Here is a 25,542-nt window from a genome sequence, read left to right on the forward strand (position 1 = left end):
TGCCATTTTCCCAACTGGTATTCTTTCTTTACCACTTTGAAACGGCGCAATCAAATGTTATGGATTTTTTCCATTCTGGAAACAATCGAGGGCAACTATGACGAATCTGGGCGATCTGGAAGTCTTCGCAAGCGTTGCCGCTTCCGGCAGCATGTCGCTGGCCGCAAGGGAGCTTGGATATTCGCCCGCCGTCATTTCCAAGCGCATCAAGCGGCTGGAAGAAAAGCTCGGCGCGCGGCTTTTCCAGCGCACCACACGGCAAATCTCGCTGACCGAAGCGGGACAGGGCTTTTACGAGCGGGTGCTTGCGGTGCTGGAAGGGCTGGAGGAGGCCGAGGATTTCGTGTCCGGCCGCGCCAATACGGTCAACGGCACGCTGAAGGTTTCCGCGCCGACCTCCTTCGGGCGCATGCATATCGCGCCGCATCTGAAGGGTTTCATGGAGCGGCATCCTGATCTTTCGGTCAATCTGGTGCTGAGCGACGAATTCATCGACATCATCGAAGGCGGCTATGATCTGGCCATCCGTATCGCCGATCTGAATTCCTCCAGCCTTGTGGCCCGCAGGCTGGCGCCAGTGCGCCGCGTACTCTGCGCTTCGGCGGAATACGTTGCGGCCCATGGTATGCCCGCGACAATCGAGGATCTGAAAAAGCACCGCTGCCTGCCGGCTCATAATAACGATGTCTGGCGGCTGGAAGGACCGGGCGGCGCGATGAGCATTCGCCCGGAAGGGATGCTCATCACCAATTCCAGCGAGGTGATCCGCGAGGCGGTGATATCAGGGCTCGGCATTGCGCTGCGCTCCACCTGGGATATCGGCCATGAATTGCGCAGCGGCAAGCTGGTGCAGGTTCTGCCGGGTTATGAGGGATCGCGAAACGTGACGCTCTCGGCGGTTTATCCGAGCCGGCAGTTCCTGCCTGCGAAGGTTCGGCTGTTCATCGATTATCTGGCCGGGCTCTATGGGCCTTCACCCTATTGGGAGCAGGGCTGAAACGGGTCCACTCCCTCATCCCTGTGCTTGTCACAGGGATGAGGGAAACTTGGCCCTCAGTGCCCGCCCTCGGCATGGGAGCGGCGGATGCGGCGCACCACCCACCAGACGCCGAGAACCGCGAAAGGAACGGAGATGCCGGTGACGACGGCGGGGTCGAGCGGCAGCACATCATGGCTGATCGCCTTGGTGAGATAACCGATCAGACCGACGACATAATAGGAAATGGCGGCGACCGAGAGGCCTTCGACCGTCTGCTGCAGGCGAAGCTGCATGGCGGCGCGCTTGTTCATGGTGTTGAGCAACACCGTATTCTGCCGTTCCAGCTCCACGTCGATCCAGCTTCGGACGAGCGCCGTGGCGCGATAGAGCTTGCGCGACAGGTTGGCCTGCCGCTCCTCCACCGACTGACAGGTGCGCATGGCGGGCGCCATGCGCCGTTCCAGAAAGCTGCCCATGGTCTCGTGGCCCTGCACCGGGGTTTCCGCAAGCGCCCGGATGCGTTCGCGCACGATGCCGTCATAAGCGCGGCTGGCGCCGAAACGATAGAGGCTGAGCGCGGCATTCGCTTCCAGTTCGGCTGCAAGCCGGGTCATTTCCGCCAGCAGCGCATCGGCCTCGTCGCGCGCGCCGTTTTTCATGCGCTGGGTGATGCCGGTCAGGCCATCTTCGATGCGACGGATTTCCGGCGAAAGCGTCTGCGCCATCGGCAGGCCGAGCATGGCAAGGGTGCGATAGGTCTCGATATCCAACAGCCGCTGCACCAGCGCGCCGCGGCTGTAATCGCTCAAGCCCCGGTCGATCAGCAATATCTGTGTCAGCCCGTCGCGATCCTGCCGGAAATCGGTGAGGATCGCCGCCTGACCGTCGCGCACGTCGCTGTGACAGAGGCTGGTCGGCTCGAAGATCGTCTCCGCCTGAGACGCCACGCCATTTTCCGGGCGGATTTCCAGCCGCACGCCCGAGATCAGCGAGCCGGGCGGCGAAAAGCCGTCGCCGAAGGGATCGCCGGCAATCTCGCCGCCGAATTTTTCCGGCGCGGGGCCATCCCAGAACCAGGTCGAGAATTCGGTATGCCGCTCCCAGCGCAAGGTCCCCTGCCCCCAGGGCATGGCATGGTGACGGGCATCGCGCTCCGGCGGCGCAACACCGCGGCTGCGCGACATTTCCGCGATGACCGAGTGATGCACGGCCGAACCGCCATCCATCATGAAGGCGAGCTGGACGATGATGCGCGACGGCGCGAGAAGCACCGTCGGCCGCGCATGAACCTCCCCGAGCGCCAGCGATCTTTCCGGCGCGCTTGCGAAAGCAAATCTACCCTTGGCCATTGCAATATCGTCCCCGCCTGTTGCGCCGGTTTTATTAAAACATTGATCACGATGAAAACACCGCAATCGAAGCCGCTGTCATTGTTTTGATCCACCTGGCGGAAAAATCCGCCATCGTCACCCTGTCCTGCTGCTGCTTTAACAAAAGCCAATTCGAAAAGGCAGATGCCGTGTTGCCGCAGGCATGGCACGGATGAGGCGCGGAACTGGATAGAATATTTGACCAGTGCGATGCTTCGCTGATAATTTGCCTCCCATCGAAATACGGGTCGGGATTTCGCCGGAGACTTCTGCGATGGACGAAACGCTTTTTGCGCGCATCGAGCACAGCCGCACATCGCAGGAGGTGATCTTACGTTTCGAGGAACTGATCCTCGACGGCATATTGCGGGATGGCGACAGGCTGCCCGGCGAGCGCGAACTGGCGCAACGCCTCGATGTCTCGCGGCCTATCCTGCGGGAAGCGCTGAAGGAGCTTGAGACCCGTGGCCTTCTTACCAGCCGGCATGGCGGCGGCACCTATGTCGCCGATATTGTCGGCCCGGTCTTTTCCGATCCCTTGAGCGCGCTGATTACCCGCCACAGCCGGGCGACGCGCGATTTCCTCGAATATCGCCGCTATATCGAAGGCATGACCGCCGAACTTGCCGCACAGCGCGCGACCGAGCCGGACAGGCGCAACCTTGCCGCCATCGTGGACAGAATGCGGGAAGCGCATGAGGCGGGCCGTTTCGAAGAAGAGCTTGCGGGCGATGTGGAATTTCACAACGCCATCGGCGAAGCGGCGCATAATATCGTGCTGATGCACACGTTGCGCTCCTGCTATCGGCTTCTGAGCGATGACATCTTCTACAATCGCCATCTCATCTTCACTGTCGCGGGCGCCCATGACGAGGTGCTGAGGCAACATATCGCCATCCACGATGCGATTGCCGCCGGCGATGCGGCTGCGGCAAGGGCGGCGGCGGAGGCCCATATCGACTTCATCGTGGAGACGACATCCAAGGCGCATCAGGCGCGGGAATGGGACCGGATTTCGCGCCTGAGGCAGCAGCAGCGAAGCCCCTGAAAACGCCATCCGGCGAAATGCGGCACCCGGTTTTTTCAGATTTTGATGGAACCTTTTGTGCGCTTTGGTCTTTTTATCGGGTTAATTGGAAAAATTTACCAAGATGGGACCCATGACGACCACGAGCGAAACTGAACGCTATCCGCGGATAGCTCTCATATCGACGCATGGCTATGTCGCCGCGCACCCGCCGCTGGGCGCTGCGGACACCGGTGGACAGGTGGTTTATGTGCTTGAGCTTGCACGCAAACTCGGCCAGCTAGGTTATACTGTCGATCTTTACACCCGCCGCTTCGAAGACCAGCCGGAATTCGATGAGGTCGATGAGCGCGTCCGCGTGGTGCGCATTCCCTGCGGCGGGCGCGATTTCATTCCCAAGGAATATCTGCACCGTCACCTGATGGAGTGGTGCGAAAATGCACTGCGCTTCATCAAGAAAAACGACCTGAATTATTCGTTCATCAACAGCCATTATTGGGATGCGGGCGTCGCCGGCCAGCGGCTTTCCGAAGCGCTGAAAATCCCACATTTGCACACGCCGCATTCGCTCGGCATCTGGAAAAAGCGCCAGATGGAAACCGACTATCCGGAAAAGGCCGATACGTTCGAACTGGAATTCAACTTCAGGGAACGTATCCAGCACGAGCTGATCATCTATCGCAGCTGCGATATGGTGATTGCCACGACGCCGGTGCAGCTCGACGTTCTGATCGAGGATTACGGTCTGAAGCGCAAGCACATCCACATGATCCCGCCGGGTTATGACGACAACCGTTTCTTCCCGGTTTCCGATGCGACGCGGCAGATGATCCGGCAGCGTTTCGGTTTCGAGGGCAAGACGGTGCTGGCGCTCGGACGCCTTGCGACCAACAAGGGTTATGACCTGCTGATCGACGGTTTCTCCGTTCTTGCCGAGCGCGAACCGGAAGCCCGGCTGCATCTGGCGGTCGGCGGCGAGAATATGGACGAGCAGGAAACCACGATCCTCAACCAGTTGAAGGAGCGGGTGAAAGCGCTCGGCCTAGAGGATAAGGTGGCGTTTTCCGGTTATGTCGCGGATGAAGACCTGCCGGACATCTATCGCGCCGCCGATCTTTTCGTGCTTTCCAGCCGTTACGAACCTTTCGGCATGACCGCTATCGAAGCGATGGCGAGCGGCACGCCAACCGTCGTTACCATTCATGGCGGGTTGTTCCGGGCCGTCAGTTACGGCCGCCATGCGCTGTTTGCCGATCCTTTCGACAAGGAAGACCTCGGCATCACCATGATGAAGCCGTTCAAGCATGAGCGACTTTACGGGCGGCTTTCCCGCATGGGGGCTCACAAGGCGCGCAGCCTGTTCACATGGACCGGCATTGCCCAGCAGCTTCTCGCCCTTGTGGAAGGCAGGACCATGATGCCGGTTCTGGAAGAAGCCGATTGGGCCGAACCATGGAACGACGGCGATTGAAACCGCTTCGCCTTTTTTCCACCGATCTCGACGGAACCGTCGTCGGCGATAACGACGCCACGCGCCGGTTCCGCGATTTCTGGCATTCGTTGCCGGAGGGTCAACGTCCCCTTCTGGTTTTCAATAGTGGCAGGCTGATCGACGACCAGCTTGCGCTTCTCGAAGAGGTGCCGCTGCCGCAGCCCGACTACGTCATTGGCGGGGTCGGCACCATGCTGCACGCGAAAGAGCGAGGCGAGTTGGCAAACGCCTATACACAGTCTCTCGGCACCGGTTTCGACCCCCAGAAGATTGCCGAGGTCATGGCCGGAATTCCCGGTGTGACGATGCAGGAAGAGCGTTACCAGCACGGCTTGAAATCGAGCTGGTTCCTGCATGACGCCGATGACGCCGCGCTCGAAGAGATTGAGGCCGCGCTTGCGGCGGCCGATATCGATGCCCGTATCGTCTATTCCAGCGACCGCGACCTCGACGTCTTGCCGAAAGCCGCCGATAAGGGTGCCGCGCTGACATGGCTATGTGGACAACTACAGATCGGCCTCGACGAATCAGTGGTTGCAGGCGATACTGGCAATGATAGGGCGATGTTTGAGCTAAAGAATATTCGCGGCGTGATCGTGGGCAATGCCCTGCCGGAGCTCGTCTCGCTGACATATCATGATACGCGCTTCTTTCACTCGGCTGCGAAGGAAGCGGACGGTGTGGTCGAAGGCCTCCGGCACTGGGGATTAACCCCGGACTAAAACCAGCCCCGGCTACAATTCATAGCGGCTTTGCAATCCGTATGCCTGAAGGCGGGCGGAGAGGGTATTACCGCATCGGCTGTCCGGCCGGGGAACCACCCGGTCGCAGCTTTGTTCGCATATCTACCATGCCCACCTTTGCCCGCAGGCTTCATCAGCGTGAAGACAGTAGTGGGTTATGGGTGAAAGGGGATTGGCGGAACTTACGGCACATCTATATTAGCAATTATCACTACCCGGCAAAAAAGGATCAATCCGGATTGAAGATTTTGAATCGATTGGCGACAGATGTTGGCTTGATGTTGCGCAGACCGCCGCGACAGCAATATGCGGCGCTGTGCTATCGATTGTCCAAGAAGAACCCGGAGCCGGAAGTGTTGCTGCTGACCAGCCGGGATACGGGGCGCTGGGTCATTCCCAAGGGCTGGCCCATGGCCAACAAGAAGGCCCATGCGGTGGCCGAACAGGAAGCCTATGAGGAAGCCGGTGTCAAAGGCACGGTGGAAAAGGCGCCCTTCGGTTATTACGAATATGAGAAAAAGCTGAACAGCGGCGTCAACGTGCCGTGCAGGGTTCAGGTGCATCTGCTCGAAGTTTCGGAGATGCAGGAAAGCTTTCCCGAAAAACAATCCAGACGGCTGGAATGGGTCAGCCCCCAGGAAGCGGGAAAACGCGTCAACGAGCCGGAATTGAAAGCACTGATGCTCGCTTTCGACAAACGGATGACGCATTCGAAATAGCGCGCCCGCCTCGAACGTGGCAATGTGCAGTTTGTTTTTCCAACATGGCTTTTATCGTCTTTCCTTTTGGAAAGATGTGCGAGATGTAACAGTCTTTCTGTAAAATTGCCTTTAACCTGCGACACTGCCGGACGAAAGGGAATGCTGGCAAACGAGGTCTGAATGGCAATCAAGCCGCCATCGAATATGAAACCGACGCTCGACAAGGATCTCGACAAGATTACCCGTGTCGAAGAGGCGACGCTGCATGTCACGCAGCAGCTTGCCGGCCTTGGCGCGGGGTTCATGTTCGTTGTCCTGGCGGCCATCTTCGCCGGCGTCTTCGTCACCGGCACCGCGGGTTCGGTCATCATCATCGCCGCCGTCGCCATCGGCGCCTATATGGCTATCAATATCGGCGCGAATGACGTCACGAACAATGTCGGCCCGGCGGTTGGGGCCAAAGCCATGCCGCTTGCCGCCGCCCTCATCATTGCCGCCATCTGCGAGATTGCCGGCGCGCTGATCACCGGCGGCAATGTGGTCGAGACCATTTCCAGCGGCATCATCAACATCGAGACAATTCCCGACAGGACCGCCTTTTCATGGGCGATGCTGTCGGCGCTTCTCGCCGCCGGCCTTCTCGTCAATATCTCGACATGGACCAAGGCGCCGATTTCCACCACCCATACGGTGGTGGGCGGGGTTGCGGGCGCGGGAATGGCCGCCTATGGGGCGAAGGCGGTCGACTGGATTTCGCTCGGCAGCATTGCCTTCGCATGGGTTCTGGCACCCTTTATCAGCGCCATCATCGCCGTCGCCATCCTTGCTTTCATCAAGGAATTCATCATTTACCGCGAGGACAAGCTCACCTCCGCCCGACTGTGGGTTCCGGTTCTCATCGGTTTGATGGCGGGCGTCTTTATGGCCTATCTCATCTGGGTGGGATTGCGGCAGCTCATGCATGTGTCGCTTGGCCATGCCAGCCTCACTGGGCTGGTGACAGGGCTCGTGGTCTGGCGGCTCTGCGTGCCGATCATCCGCAAACAATCGGAAGGATTGGAAAACCGCAACCAGTCGCTTCGAATCCTGTTCCAGTGGCCGCTGGTTCTCGCCGCCGGCCTTATGTCTTTCGCCCATGGGGCGAACGACGTTTCGAATGCCATCGGGCCCGTTGTTGCCATCGTGCGGGCCCTGCATGACGAGGCGGTGAGCACATCCGCCCGCGCACCGATGTGGGTAATGCTGGTCGGTGCCTTCGGGCTTTCCTGCGGTATTCTTCTTTATGGCCCGCGCCTCATCCGTCTCGTCGGCGAGCAGATCACCAAGCTCAATCCGATGCGCGCCTTCTGCGTTTCCGTGGCCACGGCGCTCACCGTGCTCGTTGCCTCACGCTTCGGCCTGCCGGTCAGCACCACCCACACGGCAATCGGCGCGGTGTTCGGCGTCGGTTTCTTCCGCGAATGGTACACGCAATCGTCGCGGCGGCGGCAGGAGCTCGTTCAGGCTGGTGACGGCAGGCCCCGCCGGTCCGAAAGATATGCCGACAATCCTTCCGAAATACGCCGCCGTTATCTCGTCCGCCGCTCCCACTTCATGACGATCATCGCCGCCTGGCTGGTCACCGTTCCTTCCAGTGCAGCGCTTGCGGCGCTGCTTTACTGGCTCATGTCGTCCCTCTTTCTCTGAACCAGAAACAGAATCCCATGCGCGCCAATTTCCGGATGCAACGCCTGTATATCGAAGCCAGCCTTGTCGAAGGCGTCGCGCAGGAGGCGACGGGGGAACAGTTCAACTATCTCGCCAATGTGCTGCGCATGACCGACGGTGCGGAAATCCTGCTGTTCAACGGTCGCGATGGCGAATGGAAAGCGAAACTTGCCTTTCCGAGCCGCAAGAAGATCGTGCTCGTCCCCCTCGAGCAGACACGGCCCCAGCCGAACGCCCCGGACCTGCATTATCTTTTCGCGCCGCTGAAAGTCGGGCGCATGGATTATCTGGTGCAGAAGGCGGTGGAGATGGGCGCCGGCCTGTTGCAGCCGGTGATGACGCAGCATGTTCAGGGCAAAATCCATAACACCGAAAAACTGCGCGCCAACGCCATCGAAGCCGCCGAGCAGTGCGGCATACTGTCCCTGCCCGAGGTGGCCGAGCCGGTGAAACTGAAGGACATGCTCGAGAGCTGGCCCCACGACCGGCGCATCATCTATTGCGACGAAGGCGATGCGGGGCAAAATCCGCTGCCGATCCTGCAAGCCGTCACGGAGCGCAAACTTGCCCTGCTGGTCGGCCCGGAAGGCGGATTTTCCGAGGAAGAAAGGGAGCTTCTGCGCGGCCTTGCCTTCGTTACCCCCATTCCGCTGGGGCCGCGTATCCTGAGGGCCGATACGGCCGCCGTCGCTGCGCTCGCGGTCATTCAGGCGGCGATCGGCGACTGGAATTGAATGGCCCCATTGCGCTTCATGCATCTTTAAAAGAAATTCATTTGCCTCCGGATACGATCCGGCCCTATCTGCCAATCATATGCCTCGCCGCAACAGAGACGTCATAACAAGGTAAGCCATGGCACGCGACACGACCGACCAGACCCCCCTCTCCTCCGTCACGGAGCTTACAGATTATCTGGCGGGCGGTTGCAAAGCTGAAGCCGACTTCCGCATCGGCACCGAACATGAAAAATTCGCGTTTTTCCGCGAGGATAACAGTCCCGTTCCCTATTTCGGCGAAGCCAGCATTTCAGCACTTTTGAAGGGCATGCAGGAAAAGCTCGGCTGGGAGCCGATCATGGACGGCGGAAACATCATCGGCCTTGGCGAGCAGCACGGCATGGGCGCCATTTCCATCGAGCCGGGCGGCCAGTTCGAGCTGTCGGGCGCGCCGCTCGAAAACCTGCACCAGACCTGCAAGGAATCCAACCAGCATCTGGCGACACTGCGCGAAGTGGCCGAGCCGATGGGCATCCGTTTCCTCGGCATCGGCGGCAGCCCGCTGTGGAGCTATGACGAAACGCCACGCATGCCGAAATCGCGTTACGCGATCATGACGCGCTATATGCCGAAAGTCGGGACCAAGGGTCTCGACATGATGTACCGCACCTGCACCATTCAGGTTAATCTCGATTTTTCCTCCGAAGCGGACATGCGCCGGAAGATGCGCGTTTCCATGAAGCTGCAATCGCTGGCAACAGCGCTTTTCGCCTCCTCGCCCTTCACCGAAGGCAAGCCGAACGGTCTTCTTTCCTGGCGCGGCGATATCTGGCGCGACACCGACAATCGCCGCTCGGGAGTGCTGCCCTTCACCTTCAGCGATGACTTCGGCTTCAAGGACTATGTGGAATGGGCGCTCGACGTGCCGATGTATTTCATCGTGCGCGACGGCAAATATCATGATTGCACCCATGTCACTTTCCGCCAGTTCATGAACGGTGCGCTGAAGGGTGAAATCGCCGACTGGCAGCCGACCATGGGTGACTGGACGAACCATCTTTCCACCCTGTTCCCGGATGTGCGCCTGAAGCGCTTTCTGGAAATGCGCGGTGCGGATGGCGGCCCGTGGAGACGCATCTGCGCCCTTCCCGCTTTCTGGGTCGGCCTTCTTTACGATGACGAGGCGCTGACAGCTGCCGATGCGCTGACCGCCGGCTGGAGCTTCGATGAGGTCATCGCCCTTCGCGATGCCGTTCCGGCCAAGGGTCTTTCCGCCGAGATCGCCGGCAAGCCGCTTCTCGGTCTCGCCCGCGAGGTGCTGGATATTTCCCGCACCGGCCTCAAAAACCGCAAGCGCCTGAACGGCGAAGGCCAGGACGAAACCGTGTTCCTGTCGTCGCTGGATGAAGTTCTTGCCAAGAAGACCACGCTCGCCGAAGACCTGCTTGCGCTTTACAACGGTCGCTGGGGCGGCTCCGTGCTGCCGGTGTTCGAAGAATATCAGTATTGAGGCAGTGCCGCTAAAATTGCGCCGCCATTAAAAAAGCCCGGCGCGGCCGAGGGGCCTGACACCGGGCAAAGGCAGGGCTATTGGCAAATCACCCTGCGGGGAAAACTTTTCCGTTCGAAAGCAATTCCGGCGGCTGGAGGTCTGCCGGAATTGCCCGAACATTCTGGAACGTTTTGGCGCATTTCCGGACGGAAAACCGGGGCCCGCTTTTCCTGGAAATGCTTTAAACGGTCTTGAACCGGGTCACCGCGCGGTTGCGTGCGGCGCGGGTCAGATGGGCGGTCGGATCCTCGAGCAGGCCGGTATTCAGCGCATCCCTCACATCCGAGCGCGCCAGACCGATATCGGCCAGAAGGCGGTCATCGAGTTCCGTGAGACCATTGGCCACGATACGATTGTAGATGCGCTGCAAGAACGTTTTGACGCGGAAAGCAAAGAGGCCGGCGACACGACGAAGCGTATCGTTCTGCCTGGAGGTTGCGAGTTCCAGTTCCATTCTCCGTTCTGCCGTGCGCATGACACTTATCCTTTCGTAACGGCACGATGCGGCACCGCCCCCGGCGCACCACGCGCGAGAAGCTGCCTCGGGTTGGGGGCCTGACGTTTCGCCGGCCCGGGGTTGATATTGATTTGCTGGGTGTCAAAATGTCGCAAGACTATTGATCAGTCCAACGAATGTTTCTAATGTGAGGCATCAATCATTCTGATGGATGACCATCCATGTCCGCACCTCTCGACATAGATCAGCTGCATACCTTCATCGCCATCGTCGATACGGGCAGCTTCACCAAGGCCGCAGACCGCGTTTTCAAGACGCAATCCGCCGTTTCCATGCAGATGCGACGGCTGGAAGAACGGATCGGCAAGCAGCTTTTCGCCAAGGACGGGCGTGGCAACCGCCTGACGGCGGAGGGCGAGAAGCTGATGAATTACGCCCGCCGCATCATCCGCCTCAATAACGAGGCAATCGCCGCCTTCGACGACAACCGGCTGGAAGGCATGCTGCGCATCGGCACACCCGATGACTATGCCGACCGCTACATGCCGGAGATTATCGGGCGCTTCGCCAAGACCCATCCCAATGTCGAGCTTTATATCGTCTGCGAACCTTCGGTCAGCCTTGCCGAAAAAATGGCGCGGGGCGAGCTGGATATCGCCCTCGTCACCCATAATCCGCGCGCGCGCTCCTCGGATGTGGTGCGCACCGAACCGCTCTGCTGGGTCGCTTCCGCCAACCATCCGCTGAAGGACGATGCACCCGTGCCGCTCGCCGTCGGGCGGCGCGATTGCCACTGGCGCCAGCTTGCCTGTTCAGCGCTCGATGCCGATGGGCGGGACTATCAGGTCCTGTTCACGAGCTGGTCTTCCACCGTCGTCGCCGCTGCCGTGCTGGCGGGCATGGCCGTCTCAGTGCTGCCGGAATCGGCGCTGCGCACCGGCATGAAGGTTCTGACCGCCGCGGACGGCTTCCCGCCCCTGCCGCCGGTGCAGATCGGCCTGATGAAACGGCCCGGCCTTTCCCCCTCGCTGGTGAACGCCATCACCGATCACATCACCGCCTGCCTCGACAATATCTCGCCGATGAGCGTTGCCGACGAAATGGACAGCGATGTAAAGACCTACCCCAAGATGCCGCGCCTGCGCGCCGGGCACATGCTGCCGGGGTGGTAAGAGGATAGTACAAATCCCGGGGATGGCGTCCGCCTATGCGGGAGGCATCGTCATCAGCCTCAAGCCGGCTAACCCCGCTCCTCCCCTCGCTCGTCCGCGCTTTCTGTGTTACCGCGCCCGCAGCGTGGCAACCGCCAGCAGCGTATCGGCGCTGATGCCCACCGAACCGCTGCCGTTGAAGAGCGTCATGATCGGATCGGTGGTGTTCTGCTGATTGTCGTACATGATGGTGAAACGGGCGACCAGCTTCTTGACCTTTTCCGGATCCTGAAAATCCTCGATGTCGAAATATTTCTTCATCATCGTCACCTGCGTATCGACCTCGGCATTGGCGAGCTCGTCCGGAATCCCGAAAGTGGTATTGATGAAGCTCTGGAGCGCCGTGTCGGCGAGGATCGAGTAATAGGACGTCGTTCCGGCCGCCATGCGCTGGAAATAGAGCGCCAGGCGCACGCCGGCATTTTCTTCGCCCGCCTGCGTTTCCAGCGTCTGGGTGAGGTAGTTGTCCAGCGTCTCGTAAAGGCCGCGCCGCGTCTGGATCAGGCTGCGGTCCTCGTGAAGAAGCGTACCGTCGGTATTGAAGTTGAAGGCGGTGACGAGGCGGCGGAAGACCGGATCCATCTCCTTGTTGACGTAACTGTCCTTGTCATCGAGCTTCGAGGTGAAGGCCTTTTCGAGCTGTTCCTTCGTCACGCTTTCGGGATCGATGCCGAGCGATTCCATCGCGAATTTCGTCAGGCGATCATCGCTCAGGAATTCCTTGAGCGTCTTGATCTTCTGCATCTCGGCCGTGAAATATTCCGATTCCTTCTTCGCCGTTTCCTTGTCCTTTTCCGTGCCGAAAGCCGATTTTTTCTTGATGTAGTCGGCCGACATGGTCTGCATCTCGATTTCCGACTGCGCCAGAACCGGTGTTCCGACGCTGCCATCGGAGGCGAAATTGAACAGCTCCGCCAGCTTGACATAACGCTCGTCTTTCAGCGTGTAGACGAAGCTCTTTTTATCCTGCAGATCGCTGGTGAGGACCTTGCGAATATCGGCAGAATTCACCTTGGCCGGATCGAGGCCGACGGCTTTCAGCGCATAGGTATAGACCGCGCTGCTGTCGATGAAATCCTTGACGGATGTGACGCTGGCTATATCGCTCTTGAACAGCTTCAGCGCCTTCTCGTCGGCGGCGTCATCCTTGTCGTTATAATAGGTCATATAACCGCTGGTGGTGGTCGCGGTCTGTGCCGTCGTCTGTGGTGTCGTGCCGGCTGCCAGCGTTCCGTCGGTCTGGAAATTGAAGGCATTTCTCAAGGCAATATAACGCTTGTCGTTCTTGCCAACGGTCGCGATGTAGTTGCTCGGATCGCTCAGATCGCTGGTCAGGATATTCTGGATCGTTGCCGTGACGACTGTGAGGTCGTTCAGGTCGAAGGCCGTCCTGATATAGTTGAGAAGCCGGGTATCCGACGTCAGTTCGGTTACCGTCTTGATCGAACCGATCTTTGATTCGAAATAATCGCGGTTCAGCGTGGCGACGGTCGGCGTCACGCGCGGGGCGCTGCCGATATAGGCATCCGTCAGGGCCTTGAGATTATCCGCCGTCTGCGCTTGACCGGCGGTCACCGTGCCGTCGTTCTTGAACTCGAAGGCGGTGGCGAGCTGCGCCATCTTGTTATATTGCGTCACGGTGCTGGTGAGCGTCGTCTGCTCGGCCTTGATGGCGGCGAGCTTCGCTTCCCACTCATCCTGCGGCGGCAACACCGCCTCGAGCTGGGTCAGCTGGTCCTGGCGCGTCACCTTTTCCGCCTCCAGCGCCGTGCGCTCCTCGGCCGTCAAACCGGTGCCGGCGAGTTCGGTGTCGATTGCGGTAATCCGGGCGGTGACCTGCGCGTGCAGCTCGATATTGCCCTTCATCGTCAGTTTTTCGACCGCGTCATTATAGGCCGCGCCGTATTTCTGGTTGATGTAGCTGTCGGGATCGTTGATGTCGCTCGTCATCAATCCCTTGATATGGGCATAGGAATAGGTCTTCTCATCGATGCCGAAGACCTGAAAGATATAGGCGCGGGTGCGGTCGTTGCGCAGCAGCTGGTCGACATTGGTCACCGTGCCGACGATCGCCTTGTAATAACGGGTCTCTTCCGCAAGGCTGTCATCGAGATCGGTTATCGACGTATCGTAAAGCCCGATCATCTTGTCGAGCTGCGCTTCCGTCTGAACCGTCTTCGTCGATGTGGTGAAGTTGAAGGCTGCGGCGAATTCCCGATACCGCTCATCGGTGAGCTTGTTGGCGAAGCTGTTCTGGTCGTTCAGATCGCTTTCCAGCACCTTTTTCATGAAGGCCTTGGCATAGGTCATCTCGCCGAGACCAAAGGCATCCATGGCATAGGAATAGAGCTGGTAATTGTCGAGGAACTCATCGACGCTTTTCACATTGCCGATGTTTTCCTTGTAATATGTCGTCTGCCGCTCGATGAGCCCCTGCTGCGACACGCGCGACAGGCTTGCCTTCATATCGCGGTTGATGAGGTCGTAGCTGAGATAAGTCGATACCATCCGAATGCCCCCTGGAGACCCGCGCGTCGCTTCAGACGCCGAATGCTCCGGTTTTCAATCCACCCATCGCGCCTCCATCGGGACGCACGGCAAGCCTTTGCCTGACTATGCGGGAGACGCCTTGCCCGGAGCTTGAAAGAGCACAATTTCGGCCGGGATAAAAACCGCATTGTCCCGATCTCTTTTACCTAAGCGAAACCATGCCACAGTGTGTTTTGCTAACCATTTGGGAATGCAAAGTTTTCTTAACCGCGATTTTTAAGCAGTCTCGAACATGCGGCGGATATTCTCCCGACATCAGAGGACGAAAAGTCCCGATGAGAAGACCGGAAACCGGCTCTCAGGTAAAACAAGGGTAGAATAAACATGACCAAGACCGTTCTGAAGCCCGACTGGGCCGTCGCCACTCTCAGACTCGACCCGGCACGTTTTCCGCAACAGGTCACTTATGGAAAAGGCAATGGCGCGACCGATGTCGCCGTCACTCTCGATGAACGGGGCGCCGTTCTGAGAAAGGTTCTGTCCTCTTCCGGCCTGCCTTTGTCCTTCGCTTTGCCAGCCCGCGCCTTCAAGGGCGTTGCCGCCCGCGCCATCGACCATGGCGATGGACAGGTAACGGTGACGCTGGAGCTGCACCATGACGATCCGGATCTCTGCGTTCCGCTTCTCGTCGCCCACGATCTCTGCGATATCGCCGCCGACTGGCGCAGCTGGTCCGAGGCCTACCGTATTCCCATGCTGATGGTGGAAGCCGATGGCGTCGCCCGTCCGCTGGAAGAACATCTCGGCAAGGTGCGCACCCAGAATACCCGCCCGCGCCGCCGCCATTCCTATTTCGCGGAGCGTCGCCCGCGCTTCCTCGTTCGCCGCTCCACCGGTTCGCTGGGCATGAGTATGAAGATCGAGGGCAAGGAAATCATCGCCCGCAGCTGATAATCTTCAGCCAGACAAATCAAAAAAGCCCGGCGCGGATGACGCGGCCGGGCTTTTTCATTCCGTGTTTTCACAGGCTTACGCCAGCAGGAGCGGCAGGATGAGGCCCGCGAAAATCAGCACGCCGACGCGGTTGTTGGATTTGAACAGCACGAGGCACTGGTCGACATCGTCGATATTAAGCACCCAGACCTGCCGGAACAGCATGATGGCCGCGGCGGCAAGGCCGCTATAGGCAATGACGTTAACACCCGCGACCCAGAACGACAGGAACATCATGACAAGGGCTGTGCCATAAAGGAAAACCAGCCAGCGATGTGTGTTCTCTCCAAACAGCAGGGCGGTCGAACCGATGCCCACGGCGGTGTCGTCTTCCTTGTCCTGATGGGCGTAGATTGTATCATAACCGATCGTCCAGGCGATGGAGCCGACATAAAGCAAGACAGCCGGCCAGGCGATCGATCCGAACTGTCCCGCCCACCCCATCGGCGCACCCCAGGAAAAGGCAAGGCCGAGGAAAAATTGCGGCCAGTTGGTGAAGCGCTTGGCGAAGGGATAAATCGCCACGAAGATCAGCGAGAATATGCCAGTCGCGATTGCGAAACTGTTGAACTGCAGGAGCACGACAAGCCCCGCAAGCGCCTGCAGGACGATGAAGAGCTTGGCCTGCGACCGGCTCACACGGCCGGAAGGCAGCGGCCGCGAACGGGTGCGCGCCACGGCCATGTCGATCTTGTGGTCAGCCAGATCGTTATAGGTGCAACCCGCGCCGCGCATCGCCACCGATCCGATGAAGAACAGCACCAGATGCCAGATCAGCGTCGCCCAGGAAAAGCCGCCGCTCGCCATCGCGACATTTGCCGCAAGGGCTGCGGACCAGAAACATGGCCACATCAGCAATTGCCAGCCGATGGGGCGATCCCAACGGGCCAGCTGCGCATAGGGCCAGAGGGGCCTCGGCAAAATCCGATAGACCCAGTTATTGGATGGCGCGTCGGAGACGCGATCTGACAAATCGCTGTGGTGAACCATGGGATGGTTCTACAGCATCGGCAGGAAAATCGGAATGGATTTCAGCACCCGGCCGCACACGCGGAAAAGCCCCGCAGCGGTTTCGTGACGGGGCTTTGCAGGACGATATCTCGGCTATTTATCAGGGCAGCGAGAAATTGAACTTGTAGCTCGCCTGAACGCCGATGATGAACTGGTTCTTCGAGCCGCGCTCGCGCACTAGCGAACTGTCGGCGGCGTCACCGGTCAGGCGGCGATATTCCGCAAACGAGCCGACTTCGGCGTTTTCGGTGACTTTCCAGGTGATGGCAGCGCCGATGCCGGCGGAATGCAGGCCGCCGCCCGGGCTATAGGGCGATGGCGCGCCGGCAGCCGTCTGCGCGGCGCTTACGCCGTAATAACGCTCATTGTATTTGCTGCTCACCCATGTCGCGCGCGGACCGGCAGAAATCTGGATGCCGGGGGCGATATCGGTGAAGGCATCGACGGCAACATCGCCGACCACGCCGCTATGGCTGCGAATGCCCTGACGGACTTCGCCGCGAACGCGCAGCCAGTCGGTCGGATAGGCCTCGGCGAAACCGCCAAGCTCGCCGCCGCGCTTGATGCGAGTCATGCCCTTCAGATCGGACGAGTCGCCCTCGTCACGCGGGGATACCAGCTTTCCGGCAAGACCCATGCTGATCGGGCCATTGTCCAGAAGCGAAATCGAGGCGCTGTCGTTACGCGAGGTGAAACGCGCGCCCTGGCCCTGACGGCCGAGCGAAATGATGGGCGAAAAGCCGAATTCATTCTTGTTGTCGCCCTGATATTTCGGTGCGGTAAAACCCGCGCCGCCGAGCTTCAGATACCAGTCGCCGGAAAACCAGCCTTCCGCATGGGCATTGCCCACGGCAAAAAGCGACAGGACACAGGCGGCGGCTGCCGCTGATGGCTTGAACATGAAAGAACCCCAGAAACGCAATACAGACAGGTGTCCGTAGAATTAGAGGGATTGTCTTTCCATTCCATTAACCGTCACTGGGCCCTCGTCAGAACGTCACCTTCTCCAGCGGCGTGCGCGTCTTCTCGAATTCCAGCAGCTTCGCTTCGTTCTGCGCAATGTAGTCGCGACTATGCGGCACGGCATCGCGATCCTTGGCGATCTGGATCTGGAAAATGTGGAAGTTTTCGTGGGTAAAGGCCATTTCCGACCCCGCCAGATAAAATTCCCACATGCGGAAGAAGCGTTCGTCATAAAGCGCTACCGCTTCTGCCCTGCGCGCCACGAAACGCTCCCGCCAGTGGCGAAGCGTATGGGCGTAATGCATGGGCAGGATTTCGATATCCTTCACCAGCAGCCGCGATTTTTCGATGGCCGGCAGCACCTCGGCAAGCGAGGGAATATACCCGCCGGGGAAAATATATTTTTCGATGAAGGGGTTGGTCGCCAGCGCCGGATAGGGCTGGCCGATGGAATGCAGCACCATCACGCCCTTGTCGTCGAGCACCTCCGCCACCTTGTCGAAATAATCGCGATAATGGGTCGGCCCGACATGTTCGAACATGCCGACGGAGACGATGCGATCGTATTTTTTCGAAGCCGGCAGGTAGCGATAGTCCTGCAATTCGAACCGGACATTTGCCGCAAGGCCGCGTTTGGCGGCGCGGTCGCGGGAAACGCGCAGCTGTTCTTCGCTGAGCGTAATGCCGGTCACATCCGCACCGGCGCTTTCGGCAATATACATCGCCATGCCGCCCCAGCCGGAGCCGATTTCCAGCACGCTCTGGCCCGGCTCGGTCATCAGCTTGGCGGCTATGTGCCGTTTTTTCGCGACCTGCGCTTCATAGAGACCGATGCCGGGCGGATTGAAATAGGCGCAGGAATATTGCCAGTCCTCATCGAGGAAAAGATCGAACAGCTTGGCGCTCAGATCGTAATGATGGGCGACGTTGCTCTTGTTGTGGTTGACCGGCAGATGCATCTTGATGCGGGCGGCGATGATGCGGGCCATGCCGCGCCAAATCATGCCGAAGGACAGCGCCTCGCTCAGCGTATTGCCTTTGACCAGCGCCAGAAAATCGTAGATGTCGCCTTCCGCGACCTTCGCCCGACCTTCCATATACATTTCAGCCAGCTTCAGCGCCGGATCGGCGGCGATCTCCTGCATGGCGGCTTCGTCGGTGAAGTTCAGAACCACCTTTTTTCCCGCGCCGTTGCCGAATGTACGGCTGCCGCCCGGGCTGTTGACGGTGAGATCACCGGTCTTGATTATCTTTTCGAGAAGAACATGCAGAGACGACGCCATGGCACCCCCAATTGCTAAGTCTCACTTATCAATTTCGCTGACCGTATTCCTTTCGGCACAAGTTTCAAGATAGTCTTATTTCAAAAAAATTGAACGATTTCATCAAGCAAAAAGCCCCGCCGGGGTATTTGGCGGGGCTTTTTGGTAAAAAATCATTTCAACCGCAGGTCAGCGTCGCTTCATGGCTTCAGCCAGAGCGGCGGCAAGCGCACCACCGGTTTGCGACCCCTCGTTGCGCTCTTTCGGCTTGGATGTCGCGTGCCGCATGGCGCTGGCATTGCCCTTTTCGCGCATCGGCTGCGGCGCTGCCTCGCCGCCATCCTTGCGCATGGTGAGACCGATGCGCTTGCGCTTCACATCCACTTCCACGACCCGCACCTTGACCACATCGCCCGCCTTCACGACCTCATGCGGGTCTTTCACGAAACGGTCGGCTAGTTGCGAGACATGCACCAGCCCGTCCTGATGTACGCCGATATCCACGAAAGCACCGAAGGCGGCGACATTGGTGACGGTGCCTTCCAGAAGCATGCCCGGTTTCAGATCGGTGATCTCGTCTACACCCTCGGCGAAGGTCGCGGTCTTGAAGCTCGGGCGCGGGTCGCGGCCGGGCTTTTCCAGTTCGGCGATGATGTCTTTCACGGTCGGCAGGCCGAATTGCTCGTCGATGAACTTCTTCGGATCGAGCGCCTTCAACGCGGCGCTATCGCCCATCAGCGAGCGCAGATCGCGGCCGCAGGCGGCGACGATCTTTTTCGCCACGCCATAGGCTTCCGGGTGAACCGAGGAAGCATCCAGCGGCTCCTTGCCGTTCGGGATGCGCAGGAAGCCGGCGCATTGTTCGAAGGTGCGCTGGCCGAGACGCGGCACCTTCAGCAGTTCCTTACGGCTGGCGAAGGGGCCGGTCTGGTCGCGATGGGCGACGATGGCATCGGCAATCGAGCTGCCAAGACCGGATACCCGCGCCAGAAGCGGCGAAGAGGCCGTATTGAGATCGACGCCGACAGCGTTCACCGCATCTTCCACGACAGCATCGAGCGAGCGGCTGAGACGGCCCTGATCGACATCATGCTGGTACTGGCCGACCCCGATGGATTTCGGCTCGATCTTCACCAGTTCCGCCAGCGGATCCTGAAGGCGGCGGGCGATGGAGACGGCGCCGCGCAGCGAAACATCGAGATTGGGAAATTCGGCCGCCGCCCGTTCCGAAGCGGAATAGACCGAAGCGCCCGCCTCCGAGACGATGACCTTGGTGGGCTTCGCGCCCGAAGCGGGCATCTGCGCCAGAAGATCGGCGACCAGCTTTTCCGTCTCGCGGCTGCCGGTGCCATTGCCGATGGCGATCAGTTCGACATTGTGCTTGCGGATGAGGACAGCAAGTTCCGCCTGCGTGCCGCGCACGTCGTTCTTCGGCGGGAAGGGATAAACCGTCGTGGTGTCCAGAAGCTTGCCGGTGCCATCCACCACAGCCACCTTGACGCCGGTGCGGATGCCCGGATCGAGCCCCATGGTGGCGCGGGAGCCGGCGGGGGCTGCCAGCAGCAAATCCTTGAGATTGCGGGCGAAAACATGGATCGCCTCTTCTTCCGCGCGCTCGCGCAATTCGCGCATCAGATCGAGCGAGAGCGACATGGAAAGCTTCACCCGCCAGGTCCAGCCAGCCACTTCCATCAGCCATTGATCGGCGGGGCCGGCATTGCGGATATCGAAGGCGGCGGCGATGGTACGCTGTGCGGGTTTGACCGGTGAGGGATCGTCCGCATCGACATCGATTGTCAGCGTCAGCACTTCCTCGTTCCAGCCGCGCAGCATGGCCAGCGCCCGGTGGCCCGGCACCGTCGCCCAGCGCTCGAAATGATCGAAATAGTCGGAGAACTTCTCACCCGCCGCCTGCTTGCCATCCACCACCTTGGCGCGGAAGGTGGCGTTCTGGCGCATGTAATCGCGCAGGCGACCAAGCAGATCGGCATTTTCCGTCATGGTTTCCGCCACGATGTCGCGCGCGCCCTCCAGTGCCGCCTTCACATCGGCCACCTCACCCCGAACATATGCTTCCGCCAGTTTCGCCGGATCGGCGGCGCGGTTCTCCCATATCGCTTCTGCCAGCGGGTCGAGACCGCGTTCGCGGGCGATTTCGGCACGGGTGCGGCGCTTGGGCTTATAGGGCAGGTAGAGGTCTTCCAGCTCCGCCTTGGTGCCCGCCTGCATGATCTTGACCATCAGTTCATCGGTCATCTTGCCCTGACCGGTGATGGAATCGACGATGGAGGCGCGGCGCGCATTAAGTTCGCGCAGATAGACAAGACGTTCCGAAAGCGTGCGAAGCTGGGTGTCGTCCAGCCCTCCCGTCACTTCCTTGCGGTAACGGGCGATGAAGGGAACGGTTGCACCCTCGTCCAGCAGCGCCACCGCCGCCTTTACCTGATCGGGGCGGGCGTTGATTTCGGTGGCGATGAGCGAGGCGAGGCGGGCATTGTCTGCGGTCATAGGGGACTCTTGGGGGTTCTCTGCTTTCACGTCTGGAGCGGCGAACATAATGTCTGATTGTGGCGTGACAACAAGAGGCGGCAACGATTCCACAGGAAAGGCGGCCTTCAAGGGAAAGACGGGTATTTGCGGCGCTTTCTCCTTGACCTTTCGCCCCCCTGCCCTTAACGCCCCTGACACAAGGTTACTGGCGAATTTGCAGGGATATTGACCATGAAAGTTCTGTTGATCGGTTCCGGCGGACGCGAACATGCGCTGGCGTGGAAAATCGCCCAGTCTCCCCTGCTCGATGAGCTTTATGCCGCTCCCGGCAATCCCGGCATTGCCGACCATGCGACACTGGTGGCGCTTGATGTGGAAGACCATGCGGCCGTCATCGCCTTTGCCAAGGAAAAGGCAATCGACTTCGTCGTCGTCGGTCCGGAAGCGCCGCTGGTTGCGGGTCTTGCGGATGACCTGCGCGCCGCCGGCATCGCCACCTTCGGCCCCTCGAAAGCCGCCGCCCAGCTGGAAGGCTCCAAGGGCTTCACCAAGGATCTCTGCGCGCGCTACGATATTCCGACCGGCGCCTACCAGCGTTTCAAGACCGCCGAACCGGCCAAGGATTATGTTCGTCAACAGGGCGCTCCCATCGTCATCAAGGCGGACGGGCTTGCCGCCGGCAAGGGCGTGACCGTGGCCATGACGGAAGCGGAAGCGCTTGCCGCGATTGACGACTGTTTCGACGGCGCTTTCGGCGCGGCCGGCGCCGAAGTGGTGGTGGAGGCCTTTCTCGATGGCGAAGAAGCAAGCTTCTTCTGCCTTTCCGACGGCAAGACCGCGCTGGCGCTCGCCACCGCGCAGGATCACAAGCGCGTCGGCGATGGCGATACCGGCCCGAATACCGGCGGCATGGGTGCCTATTCCCCCGCTCCTGTGATGACACCGGCCATGGTGGAGCGCACCATGAAGGAGATCATCGAGCCGACGATCTCGGGCATGGCCAAGGATGGCAACCCCTTCTCCGGCGTGTTCTTCGCCGGGTTGATGATTACCGCCAAGGGCCCGGAACTTATCGAATACAATGTGCGTTTCGGCGATCCCGAATGCCAGGTGCTGATGATGCGCCTGAAAAGCGATCTGCTGCCGATCCTCTACGCCACCGCCACCGGCACGCTGGACAAGGTTGAGGCGGAATGGCGCGACGATGCGGCGCTGACCGTCGTTCTCGCTTCGAAGGGTTATCCCGGCGCTTACAACAAGAACACGCCGATCGCCCATATTCCCGAGGCCAGCGAAGAGGCGAAGGTGTTCCATGCCGGAACCGCGCTGAAGGACGGCGGGCTGGTGGCGACGGGCGGACGCGTGCTGAACGTTACCGCCCTTGGAAAGACCGTCACGGAAGCGCAGTCCCGCGCCTATGCGCTGGCCGACAAGGTGGAGTGGGAAAACGGCTTCTGCCGCCGCGATATCGGCTGGCAGGCCGTCGCCCGCGAAAAGGCCTGATCCTTAAGGTAAACGGGATTGGGCGCGAATATTTCGTTCAATTTTTACCAAGTTTGCTGACCCGATGGAAACGAAACATCGGTAATACTTGCCGGAACATTGAATGGCGCATTGCGTCTCGATCATGAGGCCGCGCCGTCATTTCGGGGGTTTTTCGATGCGTCGTCTTTTTCTGACAGCGATTGTCGCGCTGACCGGCGGGTCGGCGATGGCGTCTTCCATCGAATATATAAACGGCGTGCATGTGGCCAACGGCAGCTTCATTCGTCGCGATTGCGCGGGCTGCAAGCCCATGAAGGGCAAAGCCGTGGCGCAGGGTTACGCCGTTCCCTCCATTGAGCCGGGCACGCAGCACACGGAAATGCGCGAAGTCGACGGCAAGCGCACCCTGCTGCGCACCGAAGCCTGGCTTGGCGGCGCGCCCGTTACCTTCGTCAGCACCAATCCGGCATGGATGGCGGAAACCCCGAGCACGGCCATCGCGACCTATGACGACGCAGAACCCGTGGCACATCCCGCTGAGACGGTTTCGACATCGGCCGGTATCGACGTGACGACGACCACGGCAGCCGTCAAGGAAATTTCCACCGAAAACGCAGCCGAACCGGCCAGCGCCTCGGTGATCGCCGCCCCCCAGTTCCCGGATTTCCAATTGCGCGGCAATTGACCGGCCGATGACGTCTTTCATGACGAAGGTCAAATAATCGCGTCATCGCTGCATTCCCGAAATGGCGCCGCAACCATACGGGGAATATTGCTTTTTCTCCCGCATATTCTACCTGTCGGGCCTGATAAAGCTTTCGCTAATTAAATATTTATTCAAATTTTTAGCCGCTAAGTGCGTCTATAGTGCGATGCAGCACAGAATGAGGCCACGGCGCGGACACGCGCTTTTGGGCCCTTTTATCGCGCATCATGCGCCTCTCCCTTCTCCGAAACATCGGTACCGCGCGGCGTTTTCGGGCGCGCGATCCCAAACGCTTGTGAGCGCCCATGAAGAACCTTTCCATTTCCCGTCAGTTGATCGTTCTCGTGGTGGCCCTGATGGCCGCCTTCGCCGTGGCGACGTTTTACCAGCTGAAATCCGCCACCGATGCTATCTATGAGGAACGCTACGGCATGCTGCGGACGCAGGTGCAATCGGCGATCTCCATCCTGCAATCCTTCCACGACAAGGAAAGGGCCGGAACGCTTTCGCGCGACGAGGCCATGAAACAGGCTTACGCGACTGTCAGCGCCATGCGCTTCACGCCGGACGGCTATCTGTTCGGTTACGATTACGACGTGACGATGAAGTTCCATCCCGATGCCAAGCGCGTCGGCGAAAGCTTCAAGGGCAAGCCGGACAGCAAGGGGTTCGCCTATCGCGACGAGCTGGTGCGGCTTGGCCGCAATGGCGGCGGCCAGACGGATTTTTACGGTCCGAAGCCCGGCATGGAAGGCAATGACTACGCCAAGAGCTCCTATGCGCTTGCCTTCGAGCCGTGGCAGGTGGTGGTCGTGACCGGCGTTTATATCGATGATCTGAACGCGCAGGTGCGCGGCGATGTGATGAAGGCGCTGTCGATAGGCGCGCTGATCTTCGTGCTGGCGCTTGCCGCAGCCTTCTACGTCATCCGTGGCATTTCGAAGCCGCTCGGCGACATCCACCGCGCACTTGGTGAAGTGGCCAATGAAAACGTTTCGCTCGCCATTCCCCATACCGGCCTGACCAACGAGGTGGGCATGATGGCGAAGGCCACCGCCTCGCTGCAGGACAAGGTGCGCGAGCGCCATGCCATGCAGCGCCGTGAGGAAGAACAGCAGCGACAGCTCAATGCCGAGCGCCAGAACAATCTCGACATGCAGCGCGACGAGGCGGAATTGCAGGCACGTGTCGTCACCACCATCGGCGAGGCGCTGGAGAAGCTCGCCGGCGGCGATCTGACCGTACGTTGCGGCGATCTCGGCAATCGTTATGCGGCGCTGCGCGACAATTTCAACGAGGCCCTGATCCATCTCGACGCCGCCATGGCCAAGGTGAATTCCAAGAGCATCGACATCGGCGGCTCCAAGGAGGAAATCCGCAAGGCTTCCAACGAGCTTTCGCAGCGCACCGAACGGCAGGCTGCCAATCTGGAAGAAACCTCGGCCGCTCTCGATGAATTGACGGTTGCGGTGCGCCAGACGGCGGAAGGGGCGGCCGACGCCGCCAAGCGCGTCACCACCGTAAGCTCCGAAGCCATCCGCAGCGACCGGGTGGTGGAAGAAGCGATCACCGCGATGAGCGGTATCGAGCAGTCATCCGACCAGATTTCCAACATCATCGGCGTGATCGACGACATTGCCTTCCAGACCAACCTTCTGGCGCTGAATGCCGGTGTGGAAGCGGCGCGTGCCGGTGAGGCCGGCAAGGGCTTTGCCGTGGTGGCGCAGGAAGTGCGCGAACTGGCGCAGAAATCCGCCGCCGCCGCCAAGGAGATCAAGGACCAGATCGCCCGCTCTTCCGCCCAGGTGGAAAACGGCGTGCGCCTTGTCGGCGAGGCCGGCGATGCGCTGAAACGCATCTCGGATCAGATCAAATCCGCAAACGAAATCGTCAGCAAGATCGCCCATTCGGCCGCCGAACAGGATACGACGCTGCGCTCGATCTCCTCGTCGCTCAACCAACTCGATGTCGCCACCCAGCACAATGCGGCAATGGCGGAAGAAACCACGGCTTCGGCGGAAGCGCTGGCCGTCGACACCGAGGAACTGCTGAACCTCATCCGCGGTTTCCGTGTCTCTTCCGGCCACCAGCTGCATGCGATGGCGCATGAGATGCGCATGGCGGGGTGATGCGCCCGAGAGCTATCGATGAATACAGGCGCCGGGGGAAACCCCGGCGTTTTCTTTT

The 25,542-nt window shown here is 60.0% G+C and carries 20 protein-coding genes; 13 read left to right on the forward strand and 7 right to left on the reverse strand.

Annotation, left to right across the window (positions count from 1 at the left end):
• Window positions 1–97: 97 nt before the first annotated feature.
• Window positions 98–997 carry a LysR family transcriptional regulator gene (locus tag BTE54_RS01280; protein WP_020812657.1) on the forward strand — a complete coding sequence of 300 codons (900 nt, stop codon included), beginning with the start codon at window positions 98–100 and terminating at the stop codon, window positions 995–997.
• 56 nt (window positions 998–1,053) lie between these two features.
• Here BTE54_RS01280 and BTE54_RS01285 read toward each other — a convergent pair whose 3' ends face one another.
• The gene (locus BTE54_RS01285) at window positions 1,054–2,328 is read right to left on the reverse strand and encodes a DUF3422 family protein (RefSeq protein ID WP_078051217.1); all 1,275 of its coding nucleotides are present in this window, start codon (window positions 2,326–2,328) and stop codon (window positions 1,054–1,056) included.
• Between the two features lie 295 nt (window positions 2,329–2,623).
• On the opposite strand from BTE54_RS01285, the gene BTE54_RS01290 reads away from it, so the two are divergent.
• From BTE54_RS01290 to BTE54_RS01320, 7 genes are all read left to right on the forward strand, one after another.
• Complete coding sequence (locus BTE54_RS01290; protein WP_065654388.1) at window positions 2,624–3,397, forward strand: FadR/GntR family transcriptional regulator; 774 nt, start codon at window positions 2,624–2,626, stop codon at window positions 3,395–3,397.
• Between the two features lie 103 nt (window positions 3,398–3,500).
• On the forward strand, window positions 3,501–4,847 hold the full coding sequence (locus BTE54_RS01295) for a glycosyltransferase family 1 protein (RefSeq protein ID WP_161987672.1): 1,347 nt from the start codon (window positions 3,501–3,503) through the stop codon (window positions 4,845–4,847).
• Window positions 4,844–5,590 (forward strand): HAD-IIB family hydrolase, encoded by a 747-nt coding sequence (locus tag BTE54_RS01300; RefSeq protein WP_078051218.1) that lies wholly within the window; start codon window positions 4,844–4,846, stop codon window positions 5,588–5,590. Before BTE54_RS01295 ends, BTE54_RS01300 begins: the two co-directional genes overlap by 4 nt.
• A gap of 299 nt (window positions 5,591–5,889) precedes the next feature.
• Entirely contained in the window at window positions 5,890–6,330 is a 441-nt protein-coding gene (locus BTE54_RS01305) for an NUDIX hydrolase (RefSeq protein ID WP_004432806.1), read from the forward strand.
• A gap of 162 nt (window positions 6,331–6,492) precedes the next feature.
• On the forward strand, window positions 6,493–7,998 hold the full coding sequence (locus BTE54_RS01310) for an inorganic phosphate transporter (RefSeq protein WP_065654392.1): 1,506 nt from the start codon (window positions 6,493–6,495) through the stop codon (window positions 7,996–7,998).
• A gap of 17 nt (window positions 7,999–8,015) precedes the next feature.
• Window positions 8,016–8,753, forward strand: coding sequence for a 16S rRNA (uracil(1498)-N(3))-methyltransferase (locus BTE54_RS01315; protein ID WP_065654393.1), 738 nt, complete (start codon window positions 8,016–8,018; stop codon window positions 8,751–8,753).
• 118 nt (window positions 8,754–8,871) lie between these two features.
• Window positions 8,872–10,245, forward strand: a complete 1,374-nt coding sequence (locus tag BTE54_RS01320) for a glutamate--cysteine ligase (RefSeq protein ID WP_004432797.1) — start codon at window positions 8,872–8,874, stop codon at window positions 10,243–10,245.
• A gap of 223 nt (window positions 10,246–10,468) precedes the next feature.
• Here BTE54_RS01320 and BTE54_RS01325 read toward each other — a convergent pair whose 3' ends face one another.
• The gene (locus BTE54_RS01325; protein WP_004432794.1) at window positions 10,469–10,762 is read right to left on the reverse strand and encodes a DUF1127 domain-containing protein; all 294 of its coding nucleotides are present in this window, start codon (window positions 10,760–10,762) and stop codon (window positions 10,469–10,471) included.
• Between the two features lie 203 nt (window positions 10,763–10,965).
• Between BTE54_RS01325 and BTE54_RS01330 the strand changes: the two genes are divergently transcribed.
• The gene (locus BTE54_RS01330) at window positions 10,966–11,916 is read left to right on the forward strand and encodes a LysR substrate-binding domain-containing protein (RefSeq protein ID WP_004432791.1); all 951 of its coding nucleotides are present in this window, start codon (window positions 10,966–10,968) and stop codon (window positions 11,914–11,916) included.
• Between the two features lie 108 nt (window positions 11,917–12,024).
• On the opposite strand, the gene BTE54_RS01335 is transcribed toward BTE54_RS01330, so the two are convergent.
• Window positions 12,025–14,463, reverse strand: a complete 2,439-nt coding sequence (locus BTE54_RS01335) for a DUF1217 domain-containing protein (RefSeq protein ID WP_065654395.1) — start codon at window positions 14,461–14,463, stop codon at window positions 12,025–12,027.
• A gap of 366 nt (window positions 14,464–14,829) precedes the next feature.
• On the opposite strand from BTE54_RS01335, the gene BTE54_RS01340 reads away from it, so the two are divergent.
• Entirely contained in the window at window positions 14,830–15,396 is a 567-nt protein-coding gene (locus BTE54_RS01340; RefSeq protein WP_003503226.1) for a DUF6101 family protein, read from the forward strand.
• A gap of 78 nt (window positions 15,397–15,474) precedes the next feature.
• Here the strand turns inward: BTE54_RS01340 and ubiA are convergent, their stop codons facing one another.
• The 4 genes from ubiA to BTE54_RS01360 form a co-directional block, all read right to left on the reverse strand.
• Window positions 15,475–16,428 carry a 4-hydroxybenzoate octaprenyltransferase gene (gene ubiA, locus BTE54_RS01345; RefSeq protein WP_020813621.1) on the reverse strand — a complete coding sequence of 318 codons (954 nt, stop codon included), beginning with the start codon at window positions 16,426–16,428 and terminating at the stop codon, window positions 15,475–15,477.
• Between the two features lie 121 nt (window positions 16,429–16,549).
• On the reverse strand, window positions 16,550–17,350 hold the full coding sequence (locus BTE54_RS01350; RefSeq protein ID WP_031234593.1) for a MipA/OmpV family protein: 801 nt from the start codon (window positions 17,348–17,350) through the stop codon (window positions 16,550–16,552).
• An 88-nt stretch (window positions 17,351–17,438) separates the two neighbouring features.
• The gene (locus BTE54_RS01355) at window positions 17,439–18,695 is read right to left on the reverse strand and encodes a cyclopropane-fatty-acyl-phospholipid synthase family protein (RefSeq protein WP_078051220.1); all 1,257 of its coding nucleotides are present in this window, start codon (window positions 18,693–18,695) and stop codon (window positions 17,439–17,441) included.
• A gap of 168 nt (window positions 18,696–18,863) precedes the next feature.
• Window positions 18,864–21,182: a Tex family protein gene (locus BTE54_RS01360; protein WP_078051221.1), complete on the reverse strand. Its 2,319-nt coding sequence runs from the start codon at window positions 21,180–21,182 to the stop codon at window positions 18,864–18,866.
• A 213-nt stretch (window positions 21,183–21,395) separates the two neighbouring features.
• Here BTE54_RS01360 and purD point away from each other — a divergent pair, with 213 nt between their 5' ends.
• From purD to BTE54_RS01375, 3 genes are all read left to right on the forward strand, one after another.
• A complete protein-coding gene (purD, locus tag BTE54_RS01365) occupies window positions 21,396–22,667 on the forward strand; it encodes a phosphoribosylamine--glycine ligase (RefSeq protein WP_065654399.1) in 1,272 nt (423 codons plus the stop codon).
• A gap of 157 nt (window positions 22,668–22,824) precedes the next feature.
• The gene (locus BTE54_RS01370) at window positions 22,825–23,334 is read left to right on the forward strand and encodes a plant virulence effector HPE1-like domain-containing protein (RefSeq protein ID WP_065654400.1); all 510 of its coding nucleotides are present in this window, start codon (window positions 22,825–22,827) and stop codon (window positions 23,332–23,334) included.
• Window positions 23,335–23,660: 326 nt separating this feature from the next.
• Complete coding sequence (locus tag BTE54_RS01375) at window positions 23,661–25,484, forward strand: methyl-accepting chemotaxis protein (RefSeq protein WP_078051222.1); 1,824 nt, start codon at window positions 23,661–23,663, stop codon at window positions 25,482–25,484.
• Window positions 25,485–25,542 lie beyond the last annotated feature (58 nt).

Origin of the sequence: Agrobacterium sp. YIC 4121 (assembly GCF_002008205.1) — a bacterium.
GTDB lineage: Bacteria > Pseudomonadota > Alphaproteobacteria > Rhizobiales > Rhizobiaceae > Agrobacterium > Agrobacterium leguminum.